General features: G+C 53.8%; 20 protein-coding genes. 6 read left to right on the forward strand and 14 right to left on the reverse strand.

Translation table 11 applies throughout. The features are described 5' to 3' along the window. Positions 1 to 43: 43 nt before the first annotated feature. The 4 genes from guaA to M0220_RS03925 all read right to left on the reverse strand — a co-directional run bounded on the left by guaA (position 44) and on the right by M0220_RS03925 (position 5,253). Positions 44 to 1,621: a glutamine-hydrolyzing GMP synthase gene (gene guaA, locus M0220_RS03910; protein WP_264018747.1), complete on the reverse strand. Its 1,578-nt coding sequence runs from the start codon at positions 1,619 to 1,621 to the stop codon at positions 44 to 46. A gap of 97 nt (positions 1,622 to 1,718) precedes the next feature. Further along, positions 1,719 to 3,188, reverse strand: coding sequence for an IMP dehydrogenase (guaB, locus tag M0220_RS03915; RefSeq protein ID WP_030069748.1), 1,470 nt, complete (start codon positions 3,186 to 3,188; stop codon positions 1,719 to 1,721). A 154-nt stretch (positions 3,189 to 3,342) separates the two neighbouring features. Beyond that, positions 3,343 to 4,029, reverse strand: coding sequence for a PhoU domain-containing protein (locus tag M0220_RS03920; RefSeq protein WP_030069746.1), 687 nt, complete (start codon positions 4,027 to 4,029; stop codon positions 3,343 to 3,345). A gap of 24 nt (positions 4,030 to 4,053) precedes the next feature. Next, complete coding sequence (locus tag M0220_RS03925; protein WP_030069744.1) at positions 4,054 to 5,253, reverse strand: Na/Pi symporter; 1,200 nt, start codon at positions 5,251 to 5,253, stop codon at positions 4,054 to 4,056. A 250-nt stretch (positions 5,254 to 5,503) separates the two neighbouring features. On the opposite strand from M0220_RS03925, the gene xseA reads away from it, so the two are divergent. After that, positions 5,504 to 6,847 carry an exodeoxyribonuclease VII large subunit gene (xseA, locus tag M0220_RS03930; RefSeq protein ID WP_264018748.1) on the forward strand — a complete coding sequence of 448 codons (1,344 nt, stop codon included), beginning with the start codon at positions 5,504 to 5,506 and terminating at the stop codon, positions 6,845 to 6,847. Positions 6,848 to 6,890: 43 nt separating this feature from the next. Here xseA and M0220_RS03935 read toward each other — a convergent pair whose 3' ends face one another. The 4 genes from M0220_RS03935 to M0220_RS03950 form a co-directional block, all read right to left on the reverse strand. Beyond that, complete coding sequence (locus M0220_RS03935) at positions 6,891 to 8,042, reverse strand: DUF3618 domain-containing protein (protein ID WP_264018749.1); 1,152 nt, start codon at positions 8,040 to 8,042, stop codon at positions 6,891 to 6,893. Then, the gene (locus M0220_RS03940) at positions 8,039 to 8,467 is read right to left on the reverse strand and encodes a phage holin family protein (protein WP_264018750.1); all 429 of its coding nucleotides are present in this window, start codon (positions 8,465 to 8,467) and stop codon (positions 8,039 to 8,041) included. Before M0220_RS03940 ends, M0220_RS03935 begins: the two co-directional genes overlap by 4 nt. A 41-nt stretch (positions 8,468 to 8,508) precedes the next feature. Beyond that, positions 8,509 to 8,997 carry a hypothetical protein gene (locus M0220_RS03945; protein ID WP_264018751.1) on the reverse strand — a complete coding sequence of 163 codons (489 nt, stop codon included), beginning with the start codon at positions 8,995 to 8,997 and terminating at the stop codon, positions 8,509 to 8,511. A 255-nt stretch (positions 8,998 to 9,252) separates the two neighbouring features. Continuing rightward, a complete protein-coding gene (locus M0220_RS03950) occupies positions 9,253 to 9,390 on the reverse strand; it encodes a hypothetical protein (protein ID WP_198023685.1) in 138 nt (45 codons plus the stop codon). A gap of 504 nt (positions 9,391 to 9,894) precedes the next feature. Between M0220_RS03950 and M0220_RS03955 the strand changes: the two genes are divergently transcribed. After that, positions 9,895 to 10,749, forward strand: a complete 855-nt coding sequence (locus tag M0220_RS03955; protein ID WP_264018752.1) for an SDR family oxidoreductase — start codon at positions 9,895 to 9,897, stop codon at positions 10,747 to 10,749. A gap of 133 nt (positions 10,750 to 10,882) precedes the next feature. On the opposite strand, the gene argA is transcribed toward M0220_RS03955, so the two are convergent. The 3 genes from argA to M0220_RS03970 all read right to left on the reverse strand — a co-directional run bounded on the left by argA (position 10,883) and on the right by M0220_RS03970 (position 14,338). Beyond that, positions 10,883 to 12,199 (reverse strand): amino-acid N-acetyltransferase, encoded by a 1,317-nt coding sequence (gene argA / locus M0220_RS03960; protein ID WP_030069732.1) that lies wholly within the window; start codon positions 12,197 to 12,199, stop codon positions 10,883 to 10,885. Positions 12,200 to 12,382: 183 nt separating this feature from the next. Further along, positions 12,383 to 13,648, reverse strand: a complete 1,266-nt coding sequence (locus tag M0220_RS03965) for an inorganic phosphate transporter (RefSeq protein ID WP_264018753.1) — start codon at positions 13,646 to 13,648, stop codon at positions 12,383 to 12,385. Positions 13,649 to 13,657: 9 nt separating this feature from the next. Next, positions 13,658 to 14,338, reverse strand: coding sequence for a TIGR00153 family protein (locus M0220_RS03970; protein ID WP_030069729.1), 681 nt, complete (start codon positions 14,336 to 14,338; stop codon positions 13,658 to 13,660). Between the two features lie 136 nt (positions 14,339 to 14,474). Here M0220_RS03970 and M0220_RS03975 point away from each other — a divergent pair, with 136 nt between their 5' ends. Further along, positions 14,475 to 15,383 carry a CYTH domain-containing protein gene (locus tag M0220_RS03975; RefSeq protein ID WP_264018754.1) on the forward strand — a complete coding sequence of 303 codons (909 nt, stop codon included), beginning with the start codon at positions 14,475 to 14,477 and terminating at the stop codon, positions 15,381 to 15,383. Between the two features lie 29 nt (positions 15,384 to 15,412). Next, a complete protein-coding gene (locus M0220_RS03980; protein WP_030069725.1) occupies positions 15,413 to 16,309 on the forward strand; it encodes an ion transporter in 897 nt (298 codons plus the stop codon). 147 nt (positions 16,310 to 16,456) lie between these two features. Here the strand turns inward: M0220_RS03980 and M0220_RS03985 are convergent, their stop codons facing one another. Then, positions 16,457 to 17,080, reverse strand: a complete 624-nt coding sequence (locus tag M0220_RS03985) for an L-threonylcarbamoyladenylate synthase (RefSeq protein WP_030069723.1) — start codon at positions 17,078 to 17,080, stop codon at positions 16,457 to 16,459. 63 nt (positions 17,081 to 17,143) lie between these two features. Continuing rightward, a complete protein-coding gene (locus tag M0220_RS03990; protein ID WP_264018755.1) occupies positions 17,144 to 18,091 on the reverse strand; it encodes a PHP domain-containing protein in 948 nt (315 codons plus the stop codon). Positions 18,092 to 18,269: 178 nt separating this feature from the next. Here M0220_RS03990 and M0220_RS03995 point away from each other — a divergent pair, with 178 nt between their 5' ends. Further along, entirely contained in the window at positions 18,270 to 18,569 is a 300-nt protein-coding gene (locus tag M0220_RS03995) for a YciI family protein (RefSeq protein ID WP_030069719.1), read from the forward strand. Positions 18,570 to 18,739: 170 nt separating this feature from the next. Beyond that, positions 18,740 to 20,752, forward strand: a complete 2,013-nt coding sequence (gene mnmC / locus M0220_RS04000) for a bifunctional tRNA (5-methylaminomethyl-2-thiouridine)(34)-methyltransferase MnmD/FAD-dependent 5-carboxymethylaminomethyl-2-thiouridine(34) oxidoreductase MnmC (RefSeq protein ID WP_264018756.1) — start codon at positions 18,740 to 18,742, stop codon at positions 20,750 to 20,752. Here mnmC and M0220_RS04005 read toward each other — a convergent pair. After that, the gene (locus M0220_RS04005; protein ID WP_030069715.1) at positions 20,746 to 21,018 is read right to left on the reverse strand and encodes a YheU family protein; all 273 of its coding nucleotides are present in this window, start codon (positions 21,016 to 21,018) and stop codon (positions 20,746 to 20,748) included. The genes mnmC and M0220_RS04005 overlap by 7 nt on opposite strands. Position 21,019 lies beyond the last annotated feature (1 nt).

Raw genomic sequence — 21,019 nt, forward strand, 5'->3', positions numbered from 1 at the left:
GCCTTTCGGCGGGTTTTAGCGAACAATATCAGTAAGTAAACACTCACTCCCACTCAATCGTCGCAGGCGGCTTGCTGCTCACGTCATAAGTCACCCGCGAAACCCCTTCCAACTCATTGATAATCCGGTTGGAAACCTTCTCCAGCAGCTCGTAGGGCAGGTGCGCCCAGCGGGCGGTCATGAAGTCGATGGTTTCAACGGCGCGCAGCGCGATGACCCATTCGTAGCGGCGGCCGTCGCCAACGACGCCAACCGATTTCACCGGTAGGAACACGGCGAAGGCCTGGCTGGTTTTTTCGTACCAACCGGCGGCGCGTAGTTCTTCGATGTAGATAGCGTCGGCATCGCGCAGGATGTCGGCGTACTCTTTCTTCACTTCACCCAGAATGCGCACGCCCAGGCCGGGGCCAGGGAACGGGTGGCGGTAGACCATATCGTAAGGCAGGCCGAGTTCGAGGCCGAGTTTGCGCACTTCGTCTTTAAACAGTTCGCGCAGCGGCTCGACCAGCTTGAGCTTCATGGTTTCCGGCAGGCCACCAACGTTGTGGTGGGATTTGATCACGTGGGCTTTGCCGGTTTTAGAGGCCGCGGATTCGATCACGTCCGGGTAGATAGTGCCCTGGGCCAGGAAGTCGACGCCGTCGATTTTGCTGGCTTCTTCATCGAACACGTCAATAAAAGTGTTGCCGATAATTTTGCGCTTGGCTTCCGGGTCTTTCTCGCCCGCAAGCTTGCCGAGGAACAGCTCTTCGGCGTCGACACGAATCACCTTAACGCCCATGTGCTTGGCGAAGGTTTCCATGACTTGGTCGCCTTCGTTTTTGCGTAGCAGGCCGTTATCGACGAATACACAGGTCAGCTGGTCGCCAATGGCTTTGTGCAGCAGCGCCGCCACAACCGAAGAATCAACACCACCGGAAAGGCCAAGCAATACATGGCGGTCGCCCACTTGCTCGCGTACGCGGCTTACTTGGTCTTCGATGATTTGTGCAGGCGTCCACAGTTTTTCGGCACCGCAAATATCCAGCACGAAGTGCTCAAGAATACGCTGGCCTTGCAGGGTGTGGGTCACTTCTGGGTGGAACTGTACGCCGTAGAACTGTTTCTCTTCCCAGGCCATGGCGGCAATTGGGCAGCTTGGCGTGGAAGCGGTCACGGTGAAGGTGTCAGGCACTTGGGCTACTTTATCGCCGTGGCTCATCCACACATCAAGTAATGCTTTGCCAGTGCTGGCGTCGACGTGGTCTTTAATGTCTTTGAACAGCGCGTTTTCAGCATCTATTTGAATCTGGGCGTAGCCAAATTCGCGCTGGTTGGAACCTTCCACTTTGCCGCCAAGCTGCTCGGCCATGGTCTGCATGCCGTAGCAGATACCAAACACCGGCAGGCCCATTTCGAACACGCACGCCGGTGCTCGCGGGGAATCCAACTCGGTCACGGATTCCGGGCCACCGGCCAGGATGATGCCGTTAGGGTTGTATTCGCGAATTTCTTCTTCGGTGATATCGAAGGCGCGGATTTCGGAGAATACACCGATCTCACGTACACGGCGGGCGATCAGCTGGGTGTACTGTGAGCCGAAGTCAAGAATCAGGATCTTATGGGCGTGAATGTCACTCATGGCGGGGTCTCGGTTAAGCGGTGTGGGGCCGCTGGTAAGGCCAAAAAGCAAGCGGCGAGCTGCAATGCTCGCCGCGCCATTTTACTAAACGTGCTGGTTAGCTCACCCGGTAGTTGGGAGCTTCTTTGGTGATCTGCACGTTGTGAACGTGGGATTCGTTAAAGCCAGCGCTGGTAATTTGTACAAATTCCGGCTTGGTGCGCATTTCTTGAATATCGCGGCAGCCGGTGTAGCCCATGGAAGCGCGCAGGCCACCCATCAGCTGGTGAACAATAGCGCCCATCATGCCTTTATAGGGTACGCGGCCTTCAATGCCTTCCGGCACCAGCTTCTCGGCACCTTCGGCTTTATCTTGGAAGTAGCGGTCGGCGCTGCCCTGGTTCTGAGACATGGCACCCATGGAGCCCATACCACGGTAGGCTTTATAGGTACGGCCTTGATAAAGCTCGACTTCACCCGGCGCTTCTTCGGTACCGGCTAGCAGGCCACCGACCATCACGGCGCTTGCGCCAGCAGCGATGGCTTTGGCTAAGTCGCCAGAGAAGCGAATGCCACCATCGGCGATCAGCGGAATATCAAACTCTTTCAGCGCTTCTGCCACGTTAGACACCGCGGTGATTTGCGGAACGCCAACGCCTGCCACAATACGCGTGGTGCAGATAGAACCGGGGCCAATGCCGACTTTAACGGCGTCTGCGCCCGCTTCGGCCAGCGCTTTGGCGGCAGCGGCGGTGGCGATATTGCCGCCAATGACTTGGATGTTCGGGAAGTGTTCTTTGATCCAGCGCACGCGATCGATAACGCCTTTAGAGTGACCGTGGGCGGTATCAACAATGATCACATCCACACCGGCTTCGGCCAGGGCAGCAACGCGATCAGGCGTTTCGGGGCCAGTACCAACGGCAGCACCCACCAACAGGCGGCCATCGCTATCTTTGGCAGCCATCGGGTAAGTACGGGCTTTTTCGATATCCTGGAAGGTAACCAAACCGCGCAGGTGGAACTCGTCATCGACGATCAGCATTTTCTCAATGCGGTGTTCGCGCATTTTGGCTTTGCTGGTTTCAAGGTCGGTGCCTTCTTTAACGGTCACCAACCGCTCGCGGGGAGTCATGATGTCCGCAACGCTGTCGCCGTGGTTGGGCTGGAAGCGCATATCACGCTCGGTCACAATACCCACCAGGGTTTCGCCTTCTACGACGGGGAAGCCAGAGAAGCCGTTCTCGCGCGCCATCGCCAGCAGGTCATCCAGCTTCGCCTTAGGGCTAACGGTGACCGGGTCTTTTACAATCACGCTTTCGTGCTTTTTAACCTTGCGCACTTCAGCGGCTTGCTGGCTCATGGTCATGCTCTTATGGATAATGCCGATGCCGCCTTCCTGAGCCATCGCAATTGCTAGACGCGCTTCAGTAACGGTATCCATTGCAGCGGAAAGCAGCGGGATATTGAGTGAAATATTGCGGGTCAGGCGGGTTTTGAGGCTGACATCCTTAGGCAGAACATCGGAGAAGCCGGGAACGAGGAGTACGTCATCGAACGTAAGTGCTTCTTGGGCCATACGTAGCATAGCGGCAACACCCTGATTGAAGAGGAAGTGGGGCGTGGAAAGTTAATCCGCTATTATAACGTTTGGAGGGGTGTGCCAGCAATGCGATGGGAGCATATACAAAACAAGCAGCACCACTAAAGGGAGCTGCTTGTCTTTTTCAACCTAGGCGACGTTAATCTAGCGCGCGGTCATCGGCCTCGCTGGGAAAGTCCAGATCCTCCAAACGCCCGGTCACCGCTGTGGCAATATTGGCCAAGTGGGAAGAAACCCGCTTGTAGTGGCGCGCCAACAGCGAATACGCCACGGCCTCATGAAACTCAACCGCCTCTTCTTCACCCAGCAGCGCTTCGATGAGGTCATCGCAGATTCCGCCGATGTCGCGGGTAGCTGTGATAATACGGTGAGCTTGGGCTTCGTTTGAGTCTCGTGTAGCCGCGATGAGCTCTTTAAACAGCCCAGATAAACGCTCGGAGATCTTATCCAAGGGCTTTTGATAATGATCTACGTGAAAGCCTTCACTGTAAAAAGCGCCAACTTCAAAGACATTTTTACAGTAATCGCCAATGCGCTCGGCATCTTTTGCAACGCTCATCAGCGCTAAGCAGATAGCCACATCGTGGCCGGGATTAACGGTCAGATGGCGCAACACCTTGCGGCGGATAGAGCGCTCAAGCTCGTTGACCGCCACATCACGCTGATAAAGCGGCTGCCGCACGTCTTCGGCAGGCACTGTGCTGTAAAGCACCTCGTTGGCACGTGCGAACATCCAAGCACCATGCTCCAGCATCTTGGTCAGGTCTGCGTAGGCCTGATCGATGCTGGTTTCCGAGGTAAGCGCACTATAAAGCTGTTTAAACATGGGAAACCCCTCGGTTGGCCGCGCTTAGCGCAGGCGCATGAATAATTCGGTCAATGTAATGCCGACCACCGGCACCACCAGGAATACGCCAATCAGGAACATAAAAGCGTAGCGGATCTGCTTACCAGCCAAGCGGCCATACCAGGTGGCAATGCGCAGTGGAATCACCCGTAGCGGCCACCAGATGGCGGTACCGGTTAAGTTAAAAATAACGTGAAACAGCGCCACCGTCATCGCCGCAGCGATAGGATTAGCAGTAGCCGCCAGTACGCTGGTAATCGTGGTACCCAGGTTGGCCCCCATCATAAAGGGTAGCACTCGGCGTAGGCGCACTACGCCCGCTCCCGCCAAGGGCACCATCAGGCTGCTGGTAATAGAACTCGATTGCACCAGCACCGTAGACACCACCCCAACCCCGTAGGCCCGCGCATCGGTACGGAAGAAATAGGTGCGGAAGAGGCCATCCATATGGCGCAGCAGCGCACCGCGCAGATTCTTCACCATAAAGACCAGCGCTGCGAACATCAGCAGCAGGCCTAAGCCCGCGACGAACAGGCCAGCAGCCGCCACGCTGGGCATCAGGGAGGCCCCCAGCCAATTAGCGACATCAACAATGGGAGCAGTGATTACCTTAATCGGACTACTGGGCTTGGCAACTTCCTCCAAGCCAATCAGCTCCGCTACCCAACCGGCTAGCCGTGTAAAGATGCCGTAACCATTCTCATGGAACATTCCCGTCAGCCACTCCACCGGGAAGATCAGCAGAACCGTGAGAATATTGAATAAGTCGTGCATCAGCGCCGCGGTGAACGAGCGGCGGAAGTTGCGCTTGATCCGCACGTTCGCCAGGGCCACGATGACACCGGTAACGGCGGTGCCGATATTGGCGCCCATAATGGCAAAAACAGCAGTGCCCAGGGTCATCTCGCCGCTAGCCACCAGGGTGACGATCAGCGCCGAGGTGAACGACGAGCTCTGCACGACCATGGTAACCAACACCCCTGCCATCAAGGCAATAAAGGGGTTCGCGCCAAAAGCGAAGGCGCGGGTCAGAAGGTCGCTGTCGCTACCAAAGGTACCCAGGCCCGCGCCCAGCACGTTAAGTGCGGCCAGGAACAGGTACAGGCACAGGCCGGCATAAATACCGCGTAACCACGCGGGCACCTCACGCGGCACCTCGCGAGCAAGAGCAGGACGATCGGTGGAAGGTCCGAGATTCGACATAAGTGGTCTGCCGTGTTGGTGGACAATCTATGTATGACGTTTTGATGACAGTTTTGTGTCGGCGAGCAACTTAGCACGGTTATGTGACACTTTGATGACGAATACAAAACAAAACGGTGAACATTCGCCTCACGGCTGCAAACCTAAGCACCCTGGCGAATACGTTTGCTGAGACAGGTTAGCGTATTGTCTAATGGTTGCACCCTAACACTGACTATCGCACCGCAAGCGTTGGACGACACCTGCCTCCATGACCGCCTCAAACACCGCCATCTTCTCAGTCAGCGAACTCAATCTCAAGGCCCGCAAAGCGCTAGAGCGAAACATGGGTGAGGTATGGGTGGAAGGCGAGCTTTCGAACGTTTCCCGCCCGGCCTCTGGGCATATTTACTTCACGTTGAAGGATGACCGCGCGCAAATTCGCTGTGCGCTATTTCGCCAGCGGGCAAGGTTTGTTGCCGCACCCATGCGCGATGGCGATCAGGTAAAACTACGCGGGCGCGTCTCGCTGTTCGAACCGCGCGGCGACTATCAGCTGATTGCCGAGGCCGTGCAGGCGGCAGGCTTAGGGGAGCTACTGGCGGCATATGAGCGCCTAAAAGTGCAATTGGAAAGCGAAGGCATGTTTGCCAATGCTCGTTCACTGCCCTTTCCACCCCGCAAGATTTTGATTTTAAGCTCTGCCAGCGGCGCGGCCATTCGCGATGTATTGGCGGTGCTGGCAGCGCGCTGGCCTCTGGCTGATGTCACGTTGATTCCGGTGCCCGTACAAGGTGCCGAGGCCGCCCCTGCAATGATTTCTGCACTGGGGTTATTAAACCGACAGGCACGCTTAGACCCTGACCAGGACGTGGTGCTAATTACCCGTGGCGGCGGTAGCTTAGAGGATTTGTGGGCATTTAATAACGAGCATCTGGCACGGGCGATTTTTCACTCACGCTTGCCGGTGATGTCAGCGGTGGGTCACGAAGTGGATGTCACCCTAGCGGATTTCGCTGCGGATATGCGTGCCCCTACCCCGTCAGCGGCGGCTGAGCGTTTAGTGCCTGACCAGCAAGCGCTAAAGCAGCAATTGTCACAGCTAGAAAACCGCTTACGTCGTGCCATGCAGGCACGCTTAGAACGCGATAGCCAACGGCTGGATACCTTGCGCGCCCGGCTTCGCCACCCTGGCGAGCAGCTTGACCGCCAGCGACAACACGTTACCGCCCTTTATCAACGGCTGCAGCGCGCAATGCAGCAAAGCGTTCAGCAGCAGCAAACGCGGGTCACGCAGTTAAGCAAGCGCTTAGCCAGCCAAGACATGGCACGCCTGCACCGCGCAGAGCAAGAGCGTATTAGCCAGCTACAGCGCCGTTTAGCCAGCGCTATGCAGCGGGCGTTGGAAGTACGTCAGGCACGCTTGAGTAGTGCTGCCCGTGAGCTAAATGCCATCAGCCCGCTTGCAGTATTGGGGCGCGGCTATGCCATTGCCCAGGATGAAAAGGGCCATGTTATCCGTCGGGCAGAAGACACCGTGCCAGGCCAGAAGCTCTCGCTACGGCTGGGTGAAGGCAGGCTAAACGTGGAAGTAAAACGGCGCTACAAAAAGTAGCGCCGCTTCTAACCAGCACGCTTACCGCGTCTGCGGCGTTTCGTTATGGCCGCGGTGGTAGGTTAGTGTCATTACCTTGGGTATTCCCAGAAGGCGTATTAGAACCTGCTAGCCCCGGCTGCGTGCTTGGCACCTTTGGCCTATTGGTAGCCACGCCTTCATTCACAGAAGGTTTGCTAGGCGTATGTCCACTAGTAACATCTGTCGTTGAAGGGTTCGTCGTTGAAGGGTTCGCCGTTGAAGGACTGCTATTTAAAGCACCTGTACTTGAGGCACTGATGGTTGAAGCACTTTCATCAGCAGTAGGCGTGCTATATGGCGACTCTTGCTTTTCGGCAGGCTGCTTTATTGATTCGGTTTTTTCATGAATCGCTTGCTGGGCGTTATCCACTTGCTCTTCGCCTGCATCAGCTGCTTTTTTCACCACTTGGTCGCGATACTTACCTAAGTATTCATCTTCTTTACGGGTGGATGGGCAAATGCCTGCCAACGCTGCCCCCAGTGCAAACCCTAGCGCTGCCACTACCACCGGGTGCTCTTGAATAAAGTCCGATGAGGTGTTGCTAGCTTGATGGGCACGCTCCTTTATATGGTCAAAACGTTCATGAGCCCCTTGTTGGGCATGAGAGATGGAATCGTGCATACGACCTCCCTTCTGTTGGGCTTTTTCGCTTAGATGGTGCGCTGCGCCTTTAGCACTATGGCCGATATGCTGGGCGCTCTCTTTCGCCTGCTGCAGTCGGCTGCCATTATCCTGCTCACCATTATTATGATTGTGTCCCACTCCCTGATTAGTCTCAGGGCCTTGAGGGTAAGGATTCTGAGAATAAGGGGGCTGAGAAGAATACGAGTGTTGAGCCACTGCAGCAGGCTGCCCTAAAGACTCCGAGGTAGCATGAACATTAGTTGCGTAGCGCGGTGTTTCAGCCTGTGGGTTACTTTGGCGCAACATTAACCAGCCAAGCCCAGCTCCGGTGAGCAGTACCGGCACAGGGTTTTGCTTAATGGTCGTTCCCAGGTTGGAAAAAAACTCGTTGGCACCGCCTTGGCGGAGATAGTCATAAGTGGTGTGTAGCAGTTGATCGGGCGAAAATCGCTCTTCAATTTTATGCAGCGTAGAATCAAGCCGTTCGCGCGATTGATGAATATCTTTTTCAATATCATCGGGATGTCGATGCTGATTATGGTCGCTCATTTCACCTCCTCCTTGACGTGACGCTGATGTTCTTTAGAAAGCGCTTTATCATTACGCAGACTATTAATGGTGCGATTAGGCATTAGCCCTTGGGCACTCACCTTGCTTAGCCCCGCCTTCAGCATTAATGCACCGATCAGCGTAACAACAGCACCTACAATAACGGCAGAAATCCACGGGCTGGTTTCCGGAGGCAGTACCTCATTTAAAAGCAGCACTACCGCCGCCAGCAGGGTTAAAAAACCACCAAGTAGCACTGCACCAGCGAGTGCTATTGCCGCAACACCCGCCATGGCTTGATGGGTCTTTTCGGACATTTCGGCTTTGGCTAGTTCCGCTTCGCCACGCACTAAAGCGGTTATCTCATTGAGTAGCGTTGAGAGTAGCGAACCGACTGAACCGGTCGTTTTGCTATCTGAATCCATTCTGTATCTCCCGCATACAATTTTTAGCCTATGGCTCTGCGTTAAACGCGGTTTGACTGCACAGCATTGTGTTCGCCGACTTGATGCTGAGAGCCGTTATTAGCAGCATGTGAATTAGCTGTATCAGAATGGGTTGAAGAGCTGCGCAGAAAACGCGTGACCAAAAAACCCGCGGCAATAGCGCCACCGATAAATAGGGCTGGCTCTTTTCTTCCGTAGTTTTCTGCTTCTTTACATAGCCCATGCAGATCCTTGTCGCGCATCGTTTGCGAAAAGCGGTCTACTTTTTGGGCAAGCCTTCTTGTCTGCTGTGAGCAAAATGGCTGTTTCTGGCGATCAAATTCGTCCGCAGCCTTCTGGAACACAGCACTTACTATTTTGGTTTGTTCAGCTGCGCTCTCGCGCTGTTGAGCAAACGCGTTTTCTGCCTGTTGCTCTGCGGCATCTTTTATCTCTGCAGCGCTCTCTTGGCCTTTTTGTTTAAGCGAATCGTAATCATGTGAAGGGTGGTGCTTTCCTTGTTCGGTCATAATGACATCCTCCGTGTCGTTTACTCTCTTCGAAAATGATCTATCCTCCAAAACTATAGCGGGCTACCTTTAGCTTTCAATTTAAAGCAGTCGGATTATCAAATAAACCTGAAAAACCAAACAAATATCAACCAACCCTGCAACTTAAATTAAAATAAAAACTTTTTAAAAATACAGGCATTAATTAACAACCTATCCCTATAAAAAAGGGTGCCACTTGTTAGTAGCACCCTTTTTATAGGTAAAAACAATCGATTAGGAAGTAGACTTCTTGGGAGACGGCTTATCATCGCCATCAGGATTGACATGGTGCGTGTCGGGCATTGGGTTGGCATCATCGTGGTGATCGTCGCGCTGATCTTTCTTCTGATCGTCTTTATCAGGTTGTTGCATATTACCTCCTACTACTTGGCAGCCCTGCTTGGTAGTCGCCCTACAGCCTTGCGTGCCAAGGGATGTGAATAGGTTTATACACTATAGTCGCTTGTCGTTTACTTGCCACAGCCCAGTACTACTCTCCCCAACCGATCTCGCCACGCCTCAGTTTATAAAACCGTCAAAACAGCCACTTGTAACAGCAGCGCATCATTAACAATGCCTGATTTAAAATTTAAACTGAGTTTATTAACGTTTACTATCCGCATTTTTATCTAGCGATCCAACCACCTAATTACCTAACCTCTTGGCTATCATTTGCCCATCCTTGCGTCATTGGTCTACGTTAGTAATGGTGTGATTAAGCCCTTATAGGTGAGCCATCAAACTCTTAAAAATGTAAACACGCAAATGTAAATACATAGAAGTACTCCCTTATGCTCTTTCAATTTCGCAGCTTTTTAATAGGCTAGCTTTAAAAGCAATACCAACCCATCTGTGCCAACAAAGGAGTGGACGCACATGAGCGATCAACAGCAACCCCCGCAGCATCAGAATCAACAGCCTGGCGATGAACATGCGATGCAACCAACGCCGGAGTATATTCGCGAAAGCTATCGCGGTGCCGATAAGTTGTTAGATAAAATTGCCATTATTACTGGTGGCGACAGCGGTATTGGTAGAGCTGTAGCGGTGCATTACGCCCGTGAAGGTGCTGATAGTGTTATCGTGCACCTTAAAGAACCTAAAGATGCCGAAGACACCAAACGCTTAGTAGAAGCAGAAGGACGACGCTGCCTGGTACTGCAAGGTGATGTGGCAGAACCGGCTTTTTGTCGCGACATTGTTGAACGCACCCTACAAGCATTTGGCAAGTTCAATGTGGTGGTTCATAACGCCGCTGAGCAGTATGACTGGAACGATGTCACGGATATTCCTGATGACCAGCTACTGCGCACGTTTCAAACCAACGTGTTCAGTCATTTTTACCTCACTAAAGCGGCGCTGCCTCACCTAAACAATGGCGATACCATTATCTCCACCTCCTCAATCAACGCTTTTAAAGGCAACGACACGCTGATTGATTACACCGCCACGAAGGGCGCCATTCAGGGATTTGTGCGGTCCATGGCGATGTCGTTAATGGATAGAGGTATTCGAGTTAATGCCGTGGCTCCTGGGCCTATCTGGACACCGCTAATTCCCGCCAGCTTTGATGAAGAGAAGGTCGCCAATTTTGGCGGGCAAGTGCCTATGAAGCGCCCCGGCCAACCGAGTGAAATTGGCCCAGCGTATGTGTATCTTGCCAGTGAAGAGTCGTCTTATATGAGCGGTCAAACGCTGCACTTAAACGGCGGCGTTATTTTGAATACCTGAGACATTAGTTATCAAAAGGGCGGCCAAGCCGCCCTTCTTAGCTTTCTACTTAATCCTCAGCTTTCTACTTAATCCTCAGTTTTCTACTTAAGTAATAACCATGTGCGACAACTACACTACTATCCGCATTTTTCTATCGCGTTAGCGTCTTGACCAGCACCTTGGATTTTCGGGCGTGGTTATAGGCTTCACGTTTTAACGGCGGTAGGTCATCTAAGCTTGCCGAGTGGAAACCATGTTCGACAAACCAATGGGCCGTGTGCGTCGTCAGTACAAACATTTCGGTCAGCCCACGCTGGCGGGCGCGTCGCTCTAATGCTTCCACCAAGCGCTCGCCGCGCTCACCGCCGCGATAGTTGCCGTGCACGGCGACACAGGCCATTTCCCCCACCGTGGTGTCAGGGAAAACATGCAGCGCGGCACAGCCAATCACCATGCCGTCACGTTCAATGACCATGTAATCGTCAATTTCGTGCTCTAACCGCTCCCGCGAACGAGCTACCAACATGCCCCGTCGCTCAAGCGGCTCCAGCAGCTCTAGCAAACCAGCGACATCGTTTAATGTGGCCGGGCGCAGCTGCTCGTAGCGGTGCTGGGTGATCATGGTCCCAACGCCGTCGCGAGTGAATAACTCCCCTAACAGGGCATCGTGGTTACGCCAAGAAAGCAGGTGGGTGCGCGCCACCCCTTCTCGGGCCGCGGTGCAGGCGGCGTTCAAGTGGCGGGCCAGCTCACTACCCGGCAACGCCTGTTGCAGTCGCGGTTCGGCTTCTGCCGGAGAAAGCTGGCGTAATAGTGCGCCCTGCTCGTCTTCAAGCCCTTCTGATTCGCCTAATAGAATGAGCTTATCCGCTTTCAACGCGACAGCAGCATGTTGCGCCACTTCTGAGGCATCTAAATCAAACACTTCACCCGTACTGGAAAAGCCAAGCGGTGGCAGCAACACCAGAGAGCCTTTTTCCAGCAGCCCTTCAATGGCACTCGCGCGCACACGACGCACTTCACCGCTGTGGTCAAAATCGACGCCTTCACGTACACCAAGGGGCTTGGCGGTCACCAAGTTGCCAGAAATTACGCTTAGCTCCACCCCGTGCAGCGGCGTACTAGGCAGGCCTAAAGAAAGCCGTGCTTCTAACCATAGCCGCTGATGTGCTGCCACCTGTTCCACATGAGCCATCACCGCTCGGTCAGCTACCCAGCGACCATCCACCCGTGTTGGCTCGACACCAGCAGTCGTCAACGCTTCGTGTACCTGCGGTCGAATACCAAACACCACGACTAACCGCACGCCCAAGGTGTGTAGCAGCGCTAAGTCCTGTATCAGCTGCTCTCCTCGGCCAGACGCCATGGCTTCGCCCTCAATTAAGATGACAAAGGTTCGTCCCCGGTGGGCATTAATGTAAGGGGAAGCGTTACGAAACCAATCAACAAAAGGGAAGCGTGTGTCCAAGGGCCGCTCTCCGGCAGCAGGTAAATGAAAATATCCGCGTTTACTTTAACAGAGCGCAAAAAACAGCGGCACCTTCTTGTGCAAATCAACCCGGAAACAGGCTAATTTGCGTGAAGGTGCCGCTGCGTTATCGACCTAAACTAGCATCGAGCAAGGGCGTACTATGGCGGATTTACTTCCGCATTAACCAAACATGCCTTTAAACATAAAGAAGAACAGGATAGCCAAGCCAGCGCCTGCAGGCAAAGTGATCAACCATGACATCGCAATCGTACCGATAACACGCAGATTAAGTGCCGCCATACCGCGTGCTAGCCCCACACCCAAGATCGCCCCTACCAGCGTATGGGTGGTTGAAATCGGCAAGCCAGTACCCGATGCCAGTACTACCGTAGTCGCGGCAGCCAGTGTAGCGGCAAAGCCACGGCTTGGCGTAAGCTCAGTAATGCCAGTACCTACGGTGGCAATCACTTTATGGCCGTAAGTAACAAGGCCGACCACAATGCCGCCGCCACCCAGCACCAGCACCCACCAAGGCACAAGCGCCGCGCTATCAATAACGCCTTCACTACGCACAACGCTAATGACTGCTGCCAGTGGGCCTACAGCGTTGGCAACATCGTTAGAACCATGGGCGAACGCCATCGCACAGGCCGTAAAGATCATTAGTACGCCGAACACCCGTTCAACGTTGGCGTAGCCAAAGTGATCGCTGGTGTTCTGTACGTATTTAACACGGCGTTCCATCATCACACCGAGCGCCATAATGATGATACCAATGACAACAGAAAGCAGCAGGCTTTGACCAAAGCTTAGGTCCAAACCAATGTGCTTTAAGCCCTTAGTCAGGGTGACCATCGCAACGATAAAGCCGACCAAAAAGATATACCCTGGTACATAACGCTTTGCAGCGCTGAAGGGGTCTTTATTTTCAAAAATAAGATGATGCACCGACTTAAACAGTACAAAGCCGATCGTACCTGCAAGCAGCGGTGAAATAAGCCAGCTAGATGCAATTTGACCTACCTTGCCCCAGGCAACCGCTTCTACACCAAGGCCTACCGCGCCAAAACCAACAATAGCGCCTACGATAGAGTGGGTAGTAGACACTGGCCAGCCACGCGCCGATGCAATCATTAGCCAGATAGCAGCTGCCAGCAGCGCGGAAAGCATGCCGTAAACCAATAGCTGAGGGTTATCTGCTAACAATACGGGGTCAAGCATCCCGCCTCGAATGGTTGCGGTCACTTCGCCACCCGCTAACCAAGCACCTAAAAACTCAAAGACAACCGCAATAATAATGGCTTGTTTGATGGTGATAGCCTTCGACCCTACCGAAGTCCCCATCGCATTGGCTACATCGTTAGCACCAACGCCCCAAGCCATAAAAAAGCCAAACACACAGGCCAGGATAATGAAGATTTCACTGTTCTGGACAATAATCTGCATGGAATTTCCTTAGCGGGCGGTCAAAATCTGTAGGCGGCTGCCCACGCGTTCGGCGCGATCGGATAGCTCACCAACCCAATCGATAATCTTGTAAAGAAAGATCACGTCGACCGGTGGAAGCTGATTCTCAAGCGCAAACAACTGTCGCCGAATGGTGATCTGTTGATCGTCAGCTTGGTGTTCAAGGGTGTGCAGCTCGCGGATCATCTTTTGCATGACATCAGACACATTGCGCCCAAAACCGGACTCAAGTAGGTCTTTCAGCTCTTCTAACGCCTGACGCGCCTGAGCCACGCAAGCTACGCTGGTTCGCATATAATCGCGCATGGGGTCAGCCAGCTCATCGGGCACGCGCATTTTACGGCCAAGCATAATGCCAGTAATGTCGCGCACCTTATTGGCGATCTTGTCTTGCACACTGATAAGGTCGAGCAAATCAGAACGCGAGACGGGAAGGAACATCGTGTTAGGCAGATTAAGCCGTAGCTCTGTTTTTAGCGTGTCGGCGTCATGCTCTAAGCGAGTGACGTTTTCACGCAGTTCAGATGCAGTGTCCCAGTCGCCAGCAAGCGATGCTTCAAAAAACGGCAACAATTGGTCGGCACATTCATTGGCCTTGACGATGTGGGCCAGCAATGGCTGGAATGGCGAGCGGCCAAACATCGCAGAAAAAGGATTGGGGGTAACCATATAGCCTTTAGCCTGTTTTCGGGGAGCCTGGAAATGGCGGGCGCCAGTATAAAGAGTGCGCCAGCCGCCGTCATGAAAAGTTCATAATGTCATCAAAATTTAACTGAAACGTCACGATAAAAAGGTGGCTAATGTCATGAAAAATTCAACTGCTTTTTCATCGCCTATTTCTGAACCAACAGAAATCGAGCTTAAACTTGCCCTTGCCCCCGCCCAGCGGAACGCGTTGCTGAGTCACTACGTGCTAGCCACATCACCCCAACAGCAGCACCTTGCGAACACCTATTTCGATACACCAGCAGGGGATATGGCAAAAGCACGAATTGCTGTGCGCCTACGCCAAATAGATGATCGCGTGCTACAAACGGTAAAAACCGCTGGTAAAGGTGGCGGTGGCCTTTCCACCCGACAAGAGTGGGAGTGGCAAGTCCCTGGTGCGCAGCTTGACCAACGTGGTTTGGCTGCCCTGCCGCCTTTTGAAGGTTCATTAAGCACAGCGATATCAGCGCTACGCCCTGCGCTGCGCACCGACTTTACTCGGCGCAGCTGGCAAATCGACTGGCTAGACAGCCACATCGAGCTAGTGCTAGACGAAGGGGAGATTGTCAGCGGTGGCGCTCAAGCCACTATTTGTGAGGTTGAGCTGGAATTAAAAGCGGGGGATCCAGAGGCGCTTTGGTCGCTGGCCTTGGTGCTTGCAGAAAGTGTGCCGCTGCGTCCTTCGGATACCAGCAAAGCGGCGCGTGGAAATGCGTTAGGCGCGCAGCAGTGGTTACTACCTGAGGCTGACACACCGGCTCAGTGGCTGCACAGGGCCACGATGGCGCTGGATGCCTATCACGACAGTGGGCTTGCACAGCATCTAACCATCACACAACAGGCGCTAGCCACGCTGGCCGCCCACCCACAGCTGAATGAAAACGCCCGCAGCGATGCTCATACCCTGACCACGGCACTGAATGACAATGGGCAACCAACGCCCGCTTACGGCGTTGCTGCGTTAACGTTGGCGCATCGCTTCGCCTATCAAACCACGCTACGCTAGAAACATTTAGCCCACTTCAGGATGACGCGATGAGTTTTCAATTAACTCCCGGTGCAGAAGGACTTCGCACGCGACTTTTTCATATTATTTTTGAGTCCGATACGCCGGGGGCCAAAGCCTTTGATATTGCGCTAATTATCGCCATCTTAATGAGCGTAGCTGTCATTTTGCTAGACAGCGTAGACAGTTATTCCGAGCGTTACGGACACATTTTTCTCTATGTAGAGTGGGTATTTACGCTGCTATTTACGATTGAACTAGCGGTGAGGATTTACTGCCTAGAGCGCCCTTTCTTATACTTGAAAAGCTTTTACGGCATTGTTGACCTGCTAGCCATTTTGCCTACTTGGCTCGTACTGCTTGTACCCGGCGCTCACGGGCTCGTCATTGTTCGTATTCTGCGTGTCTTACGCATCTTTCGTATTCTGCGTTTAATGGAGTTTGTTGGGGAAGCACATCTGCTCATCAGTGCACTCAAACGCAGCCTACGCCAAATTTTGTTGTTTTTTAGCAGTATCATGATGGTGGTGATGCTATTTGCGGCGCTGATGTACACCATCGAGTCGCCGGAAGCAGGCTTTACCAGCATACCGATGTCAATGTACTGGGCAATCGTCAGCATGACCACGGTAGGCTATGGCGACATTGTGCCTGCCACCTCAGTCGGCAAGACCATCACGGTGATCTTGATGCTGCTCGGGTACTCGATTATCGCAGTGCCGACCGGAGTATTTTCCGCCCAGGTTATCCGCTCTATCCGCGAAGACCGCTACTCAGAAGAAGCTTGCCCCGGCTGTGGCCACGACCACCATGAAAAACGCGCCCGCTATTGTCTACGCTGTGGCACATGGCTGGATGAAGAAACAGAAGACCCACGCAAGAAATCAGCGAAAACGGGGGAAGACGACGAAAGCCTAAAACAGTAAAGCACTTACAAGCTGCAAAGCGCTTACAAACAACAAAGCACTTACACGAAGCAAACATCGCTTTAGCTAGAAAACGTCTATTAACTGGCTAAAGCGATTTCTTTATGCATGTTGAAGCCACTTTCATGACCGGGGTTCTAAACAGCGTTAAGACTCAAACGGCGAAATATCGCCACGCCCTTCCCGTATGATTTTGGGTGGCAGTTCGCGTAGATCAATTACACTGGTGGGATCAAGGTGACAGGCTCCGCCATCGATAATGGCATCAAGATGTGCCCCAAAGCGGTCGCGGATCTCTTCAGGGTCGCTCATTGGCAAGGTATCGCCTACTGGAATCAACGTCACGCTCATCAGTGGCTCACCCAGCGCAGCAAGCAACGCATGGGTAATGCGGTGGTCGGGCACGCGTACGCCAATAGAACGGCGCTTCGGGTGCAGTAACAGCCGCGGCACTTCGGTGGTGGCATCTAAAATAAAGGTATAAGGCCCTGGGGTGTGAGCCTTGAGCAACCTAAACACGGCGTTATCCACTTTAGCGTAAGTGCCAATCTCGGAAAGATCCGAACACATCAGTGTGAAGTTGTGTTTATCGTCTAACGAGCGCAGCCACTTGATCTTTTCAATGGCCTTTTTTTCACCCAAGTGACAGCCCAGCGCATAGCCTGAATCCGTTGGGTACGCGACCACTCCACCTTTGCGGATGATATCGATGGCTTGATCAATCAAGCGTTTCTGTGGGTTTTCGGGGTGAATCTGAAAATATTGACTCATCACTTGCTCCTGCCCGTGGGCACATCGTTGTCCATTTAGTTTCAAGGTTAGCCGATATGCGCTTTAAGACCCAGGGCTTAACATGCCACTGGGTGCATCGCGTAAATGAATTAAGCGCGAATGCTGCCAAATTGGCGGCGCAGCAGTGCGTGGTATGACACTCATACTGCCGGGGGCGGCATGGCTGCCAGGAAAATGAAAATCGCTGCCCATAGAGGCGTATAAGTTGCGTTCGACCAATTGCCGAGCCAGATCACGGGTGCTATCAGGGTTTTGCTGTCCGCTCACCAGCTCAGCGCTTTGCCCGCCTGCAGCTTGAAAGGCATCCATCAGCAAACCTCGCTTGCGCCGGGTAAGCCCATAGCGCAACGGGTGCGCCAGCACCGCCACGCCGCCAGAGGCAACCACCCAAGCCACTGCTTCACTGATTTCTGGCCAGTGGGCTTTTACGTCGCCTTTTTTACCACTGCCTAAATAGCGCTTAAACGCGCCAGCCCAGTCAGCAACCACACCTTCGGCGACCAGCGCGCGGGCAAAATCGGGTCTGCCTAAGGGGCGGTCGCTGCCTGCCTGGGCGCGTGCCTTTTCTAGCGCGTTTGGTAAGCCCATTTTTTCTAATCGCTCAGCGATCACCTCAGCGCGTTGGATACGTGCTTCGCGCTGCTGCTTAAGCCCCTCTACCAGAGGCCCTTGCAAGCCGCCGGGCATAAGCGCCACAACGTGAATATTGATCCCTTGCCAACGCGTAGATAACTCGCAGCCAGGTATCAAGCATAAGCCTGCCTGCTGTGCCGCAGCGCTTGCCTCGTCAACACCGTCCATAGTGTCATGATCAGTCAGCGACATGTGGGTAAGGCCACGCTCAGCACATAGCTTTACTAGCTCAGTAGGGGTTAGCGCGCCGTCTGACGCGTTAGAGTGCATGTGTAAATCCACCGAGTATCGCTGGTCGACATCAAACACCGGAGGCAGAGCGTTTGCAGGAAGATAGTTCGCAGGAAGTAAGGGCATAAGCATGACGCCATGTGGCGAGTTTGTCAGAATAGGAAGGTGTGAATAAAAATGGTGTGAACAAACAGGCATCCTGTTTCCCTTTCACGGTCTACAGGCGCTCGCCATGGTGCGCGCTTACAAGAGCGCGGTCAATTCGACACTGGACAACCGCCCCAGCACTCAAGGAGTTATCCCCATGCTTTACGCTATTATCAGTGAAGATGTATCCAACAGCTTGGAGCGCCGATTGGCGGCACGCCCGGATCACCTTGCTCGTCTGGAAAAGCTGCGTGATGAAGGCCGCTTGGTTCTGGCAGGGCCTCACCCGGCTATAGATACCGATAACCCAGGCGATGCGGGCTTTAGCGGCAGCTTGGTCGTTGCCGAATTTGAAAGCCTTGATGCCGCGCAAGCATGGGCAGACGCGGATCCATACATCATTGCAGGGGTCTATGCCAAGGTAATTGTTAAGCCGTTTAAAAAAGTTATGCCTTGACCGATTGAGGCGAGTGTGAAGAGTCCGCCTTCTTTTTCACAGAGCCTGTGGAAAACTCTGTGAAAACTCGGCGGACGCTTTTCTCTAGGCCAGAGATAATGCCCGCATCAACAAGTTGATCATTTTTTAACCAATTTATATCACTCATTTTCACACCATGGGATATCCGCGTGACCCAACGCTCCACTGACCTGCCTCCGCTCTTGGCATTAAGCGCCCCTTCACTCACTTGGGACGAGACGTCGCCCCATTCAGACGCTTTCGACGATGTGTATTTTTCTAGGGAAGATGGCCGGGCTGAAACCGAGCACGTTTTCCTGGGGGCGAATCACCTCCCCGAGCGCTTTGCGAATTGGCAACACCACCGCGCGTTTGTGATTGGCGAAACAGGCTTTGGCACCGGGCTTAATATGCTGTGCGCATGGGACTGTTTTGAACAGCACGCACAGAGTACTGCGCGTCTGCATTTGTTATCCACCGAGAAATTCCCTCTTGATCGGACGTCTCTTGAGCGCGCGTTAAGCGCCTGGCCTTCTTTGGCGCACTACGCACAGGTGCTGTGCGCCCAGTGGCCAGAACCAGTCAGCGGTATTCATCGTCTTCATCTCAGCGACCGAGTAACCCTCGACCTGCACTTTGGCGATACAACCGAACGGTTGAACCTGCTAGACGGCCAAGTCGACGCCTGGTTTTTAGATGGCTTCGCGCCTGCTAAAAACCCAGCAATGTGGCAGCCTGAACTATTCGACGCTATGGCCGCGCGCTCTCGCCCTGGGGCCACCTTTGCCACATTTACCTGCGCAGGTGTCGTTAAACGAGGATTAAAAGCAGCGGGGTTTAGCTGGCAAAAGGTGCCTGGATTTGGGCGGAAGCGGGAAATGTTAGCAGGCTATATCGACACACCGCCTAAAGACACTCGCCGCCAATCAACGCCTTGGTTTATGCCACCTACGGTCAAGCCTGCTAACCATGTGGTCGTTATTGGGGCGGGCATGGCCGGTTGCAGCGTAGCAGCGGCGTTGGCCAAGCGCGGGATTAAGGTAACGGTCATTGAACGCGATGCTCCTGGCGCAGGTGGCTCCGGTAATCGCCAGGGAGCGCTGTATGTAAAGCTAGCAGCGGAAACGAATCACCAGAGTCGGTTCTATTTATCAGGGCTTCTCTACAGCCAGCGCTGGCTTAGCCAGCAGGCGTTCACCTCACCACAGGAAACGCCGCTGTGGCAGCCGTGTGGCGTGGTACAACTGGCGTTAAGTGACAAGGAGGCTACTCGCCAGCAGCGCTTTATGGCACGCCACCCACTGCCAGAAGCGGTGGTATCTGCGCAAAGCGAGACACTTAGTGAGCTGGTGGGTCTTCCCATCACTGCGGGTCATGGACTGTTTTATCCCCAGGCAGGCTGGGTGCGCCCCAAACTACTCTGCAAACACCTGCTACAGCATGCGAATATCACCTTGCACCACGAGGAAGTAGCCAATCTACAGCCCCACGACAGCGCATGGCAGGTTGAATTGGCCAGCGGTGAAACGCTGACCGCTGATCACGTTGTGGTGGCCAATGCGTCGTTAGCTAACCGCTTTGAACAAACGGCAGCGCTTCCGTTACAACAAGTTCGCGGCCAGGTAAGCGAAATGAAGCTTCCTGAGGGAGTTCAAGGCCCGCAACGTGTGGTATGCGCGGGCGGCTATGTGTCGCCGCCAGTGGAAGGCGTGCTGACGTTTGGGGCCAGCTTTATGCCTAATAACGCCACAAGCGACGTTACAACAGCAGATCATCAGCGCAATATTGATGAATTACGCCAAACACTGCCTGAATGGGTCGCAACACTTGAGACTGCGGGCGTGGCGCTGAGCCCTGACACGCTAGCAGGTCGTGCTGCAGTAAGGGCAGCCAGCCCTGACAAAAGCCCCTACGCCGGGCCAGTACCCCATGCCGACGCATGGCAACAGGATTACGTGGCGCTGCAAAAAGATGCTTCTAACGTGCCTGATACCCAAGGTGAGCACCATTCAGGGCTGTGGATATCGACCGCTCACGGCTCTCGGGGACTTTCCAGTGCTCCGCTCTGCGCCGAAGTCATTGCCTCACGACTATGTGATGACCCTATGCCGCTAGAGCTAACGTTAGTGGACCATTTACATCCAGGAAGACGAATTATCAGTGCACTAATACGCGCTCAGTAATCGCCCTCTTCCTCATCGTCGGCAAGATCTCGCCCAAAGGAGCGCCACTGGGCGAGGGTCATCACTTCGGTCATTTCCAATTCTAGGTCGTGAGCAATAATCAACTCGTGACGCTCAAGCTGCTGTTTAAGCTCGGCTACCCAGCCATTCATACCTGCGCCAGTATCAGTGGTGTCATACCCCTGACGAGTCACAAATGCTTCAAGCAACGCATCCAGCGTTTCCGGCGGTAGTAGTCGCGCGGGCACTTCTATAAAACGGCTCATA

It is taken from the genome of Halomonas qinghailakensis (genome assembly GCF_025820815.1).
GTDB classification, from domain to species: Bacteria; Pseudomonadota; Gammaproteobacteria; order Pseudomonadales; family Halomonadaceae; genus Vreelandella; species Vreelandella qaidamensis.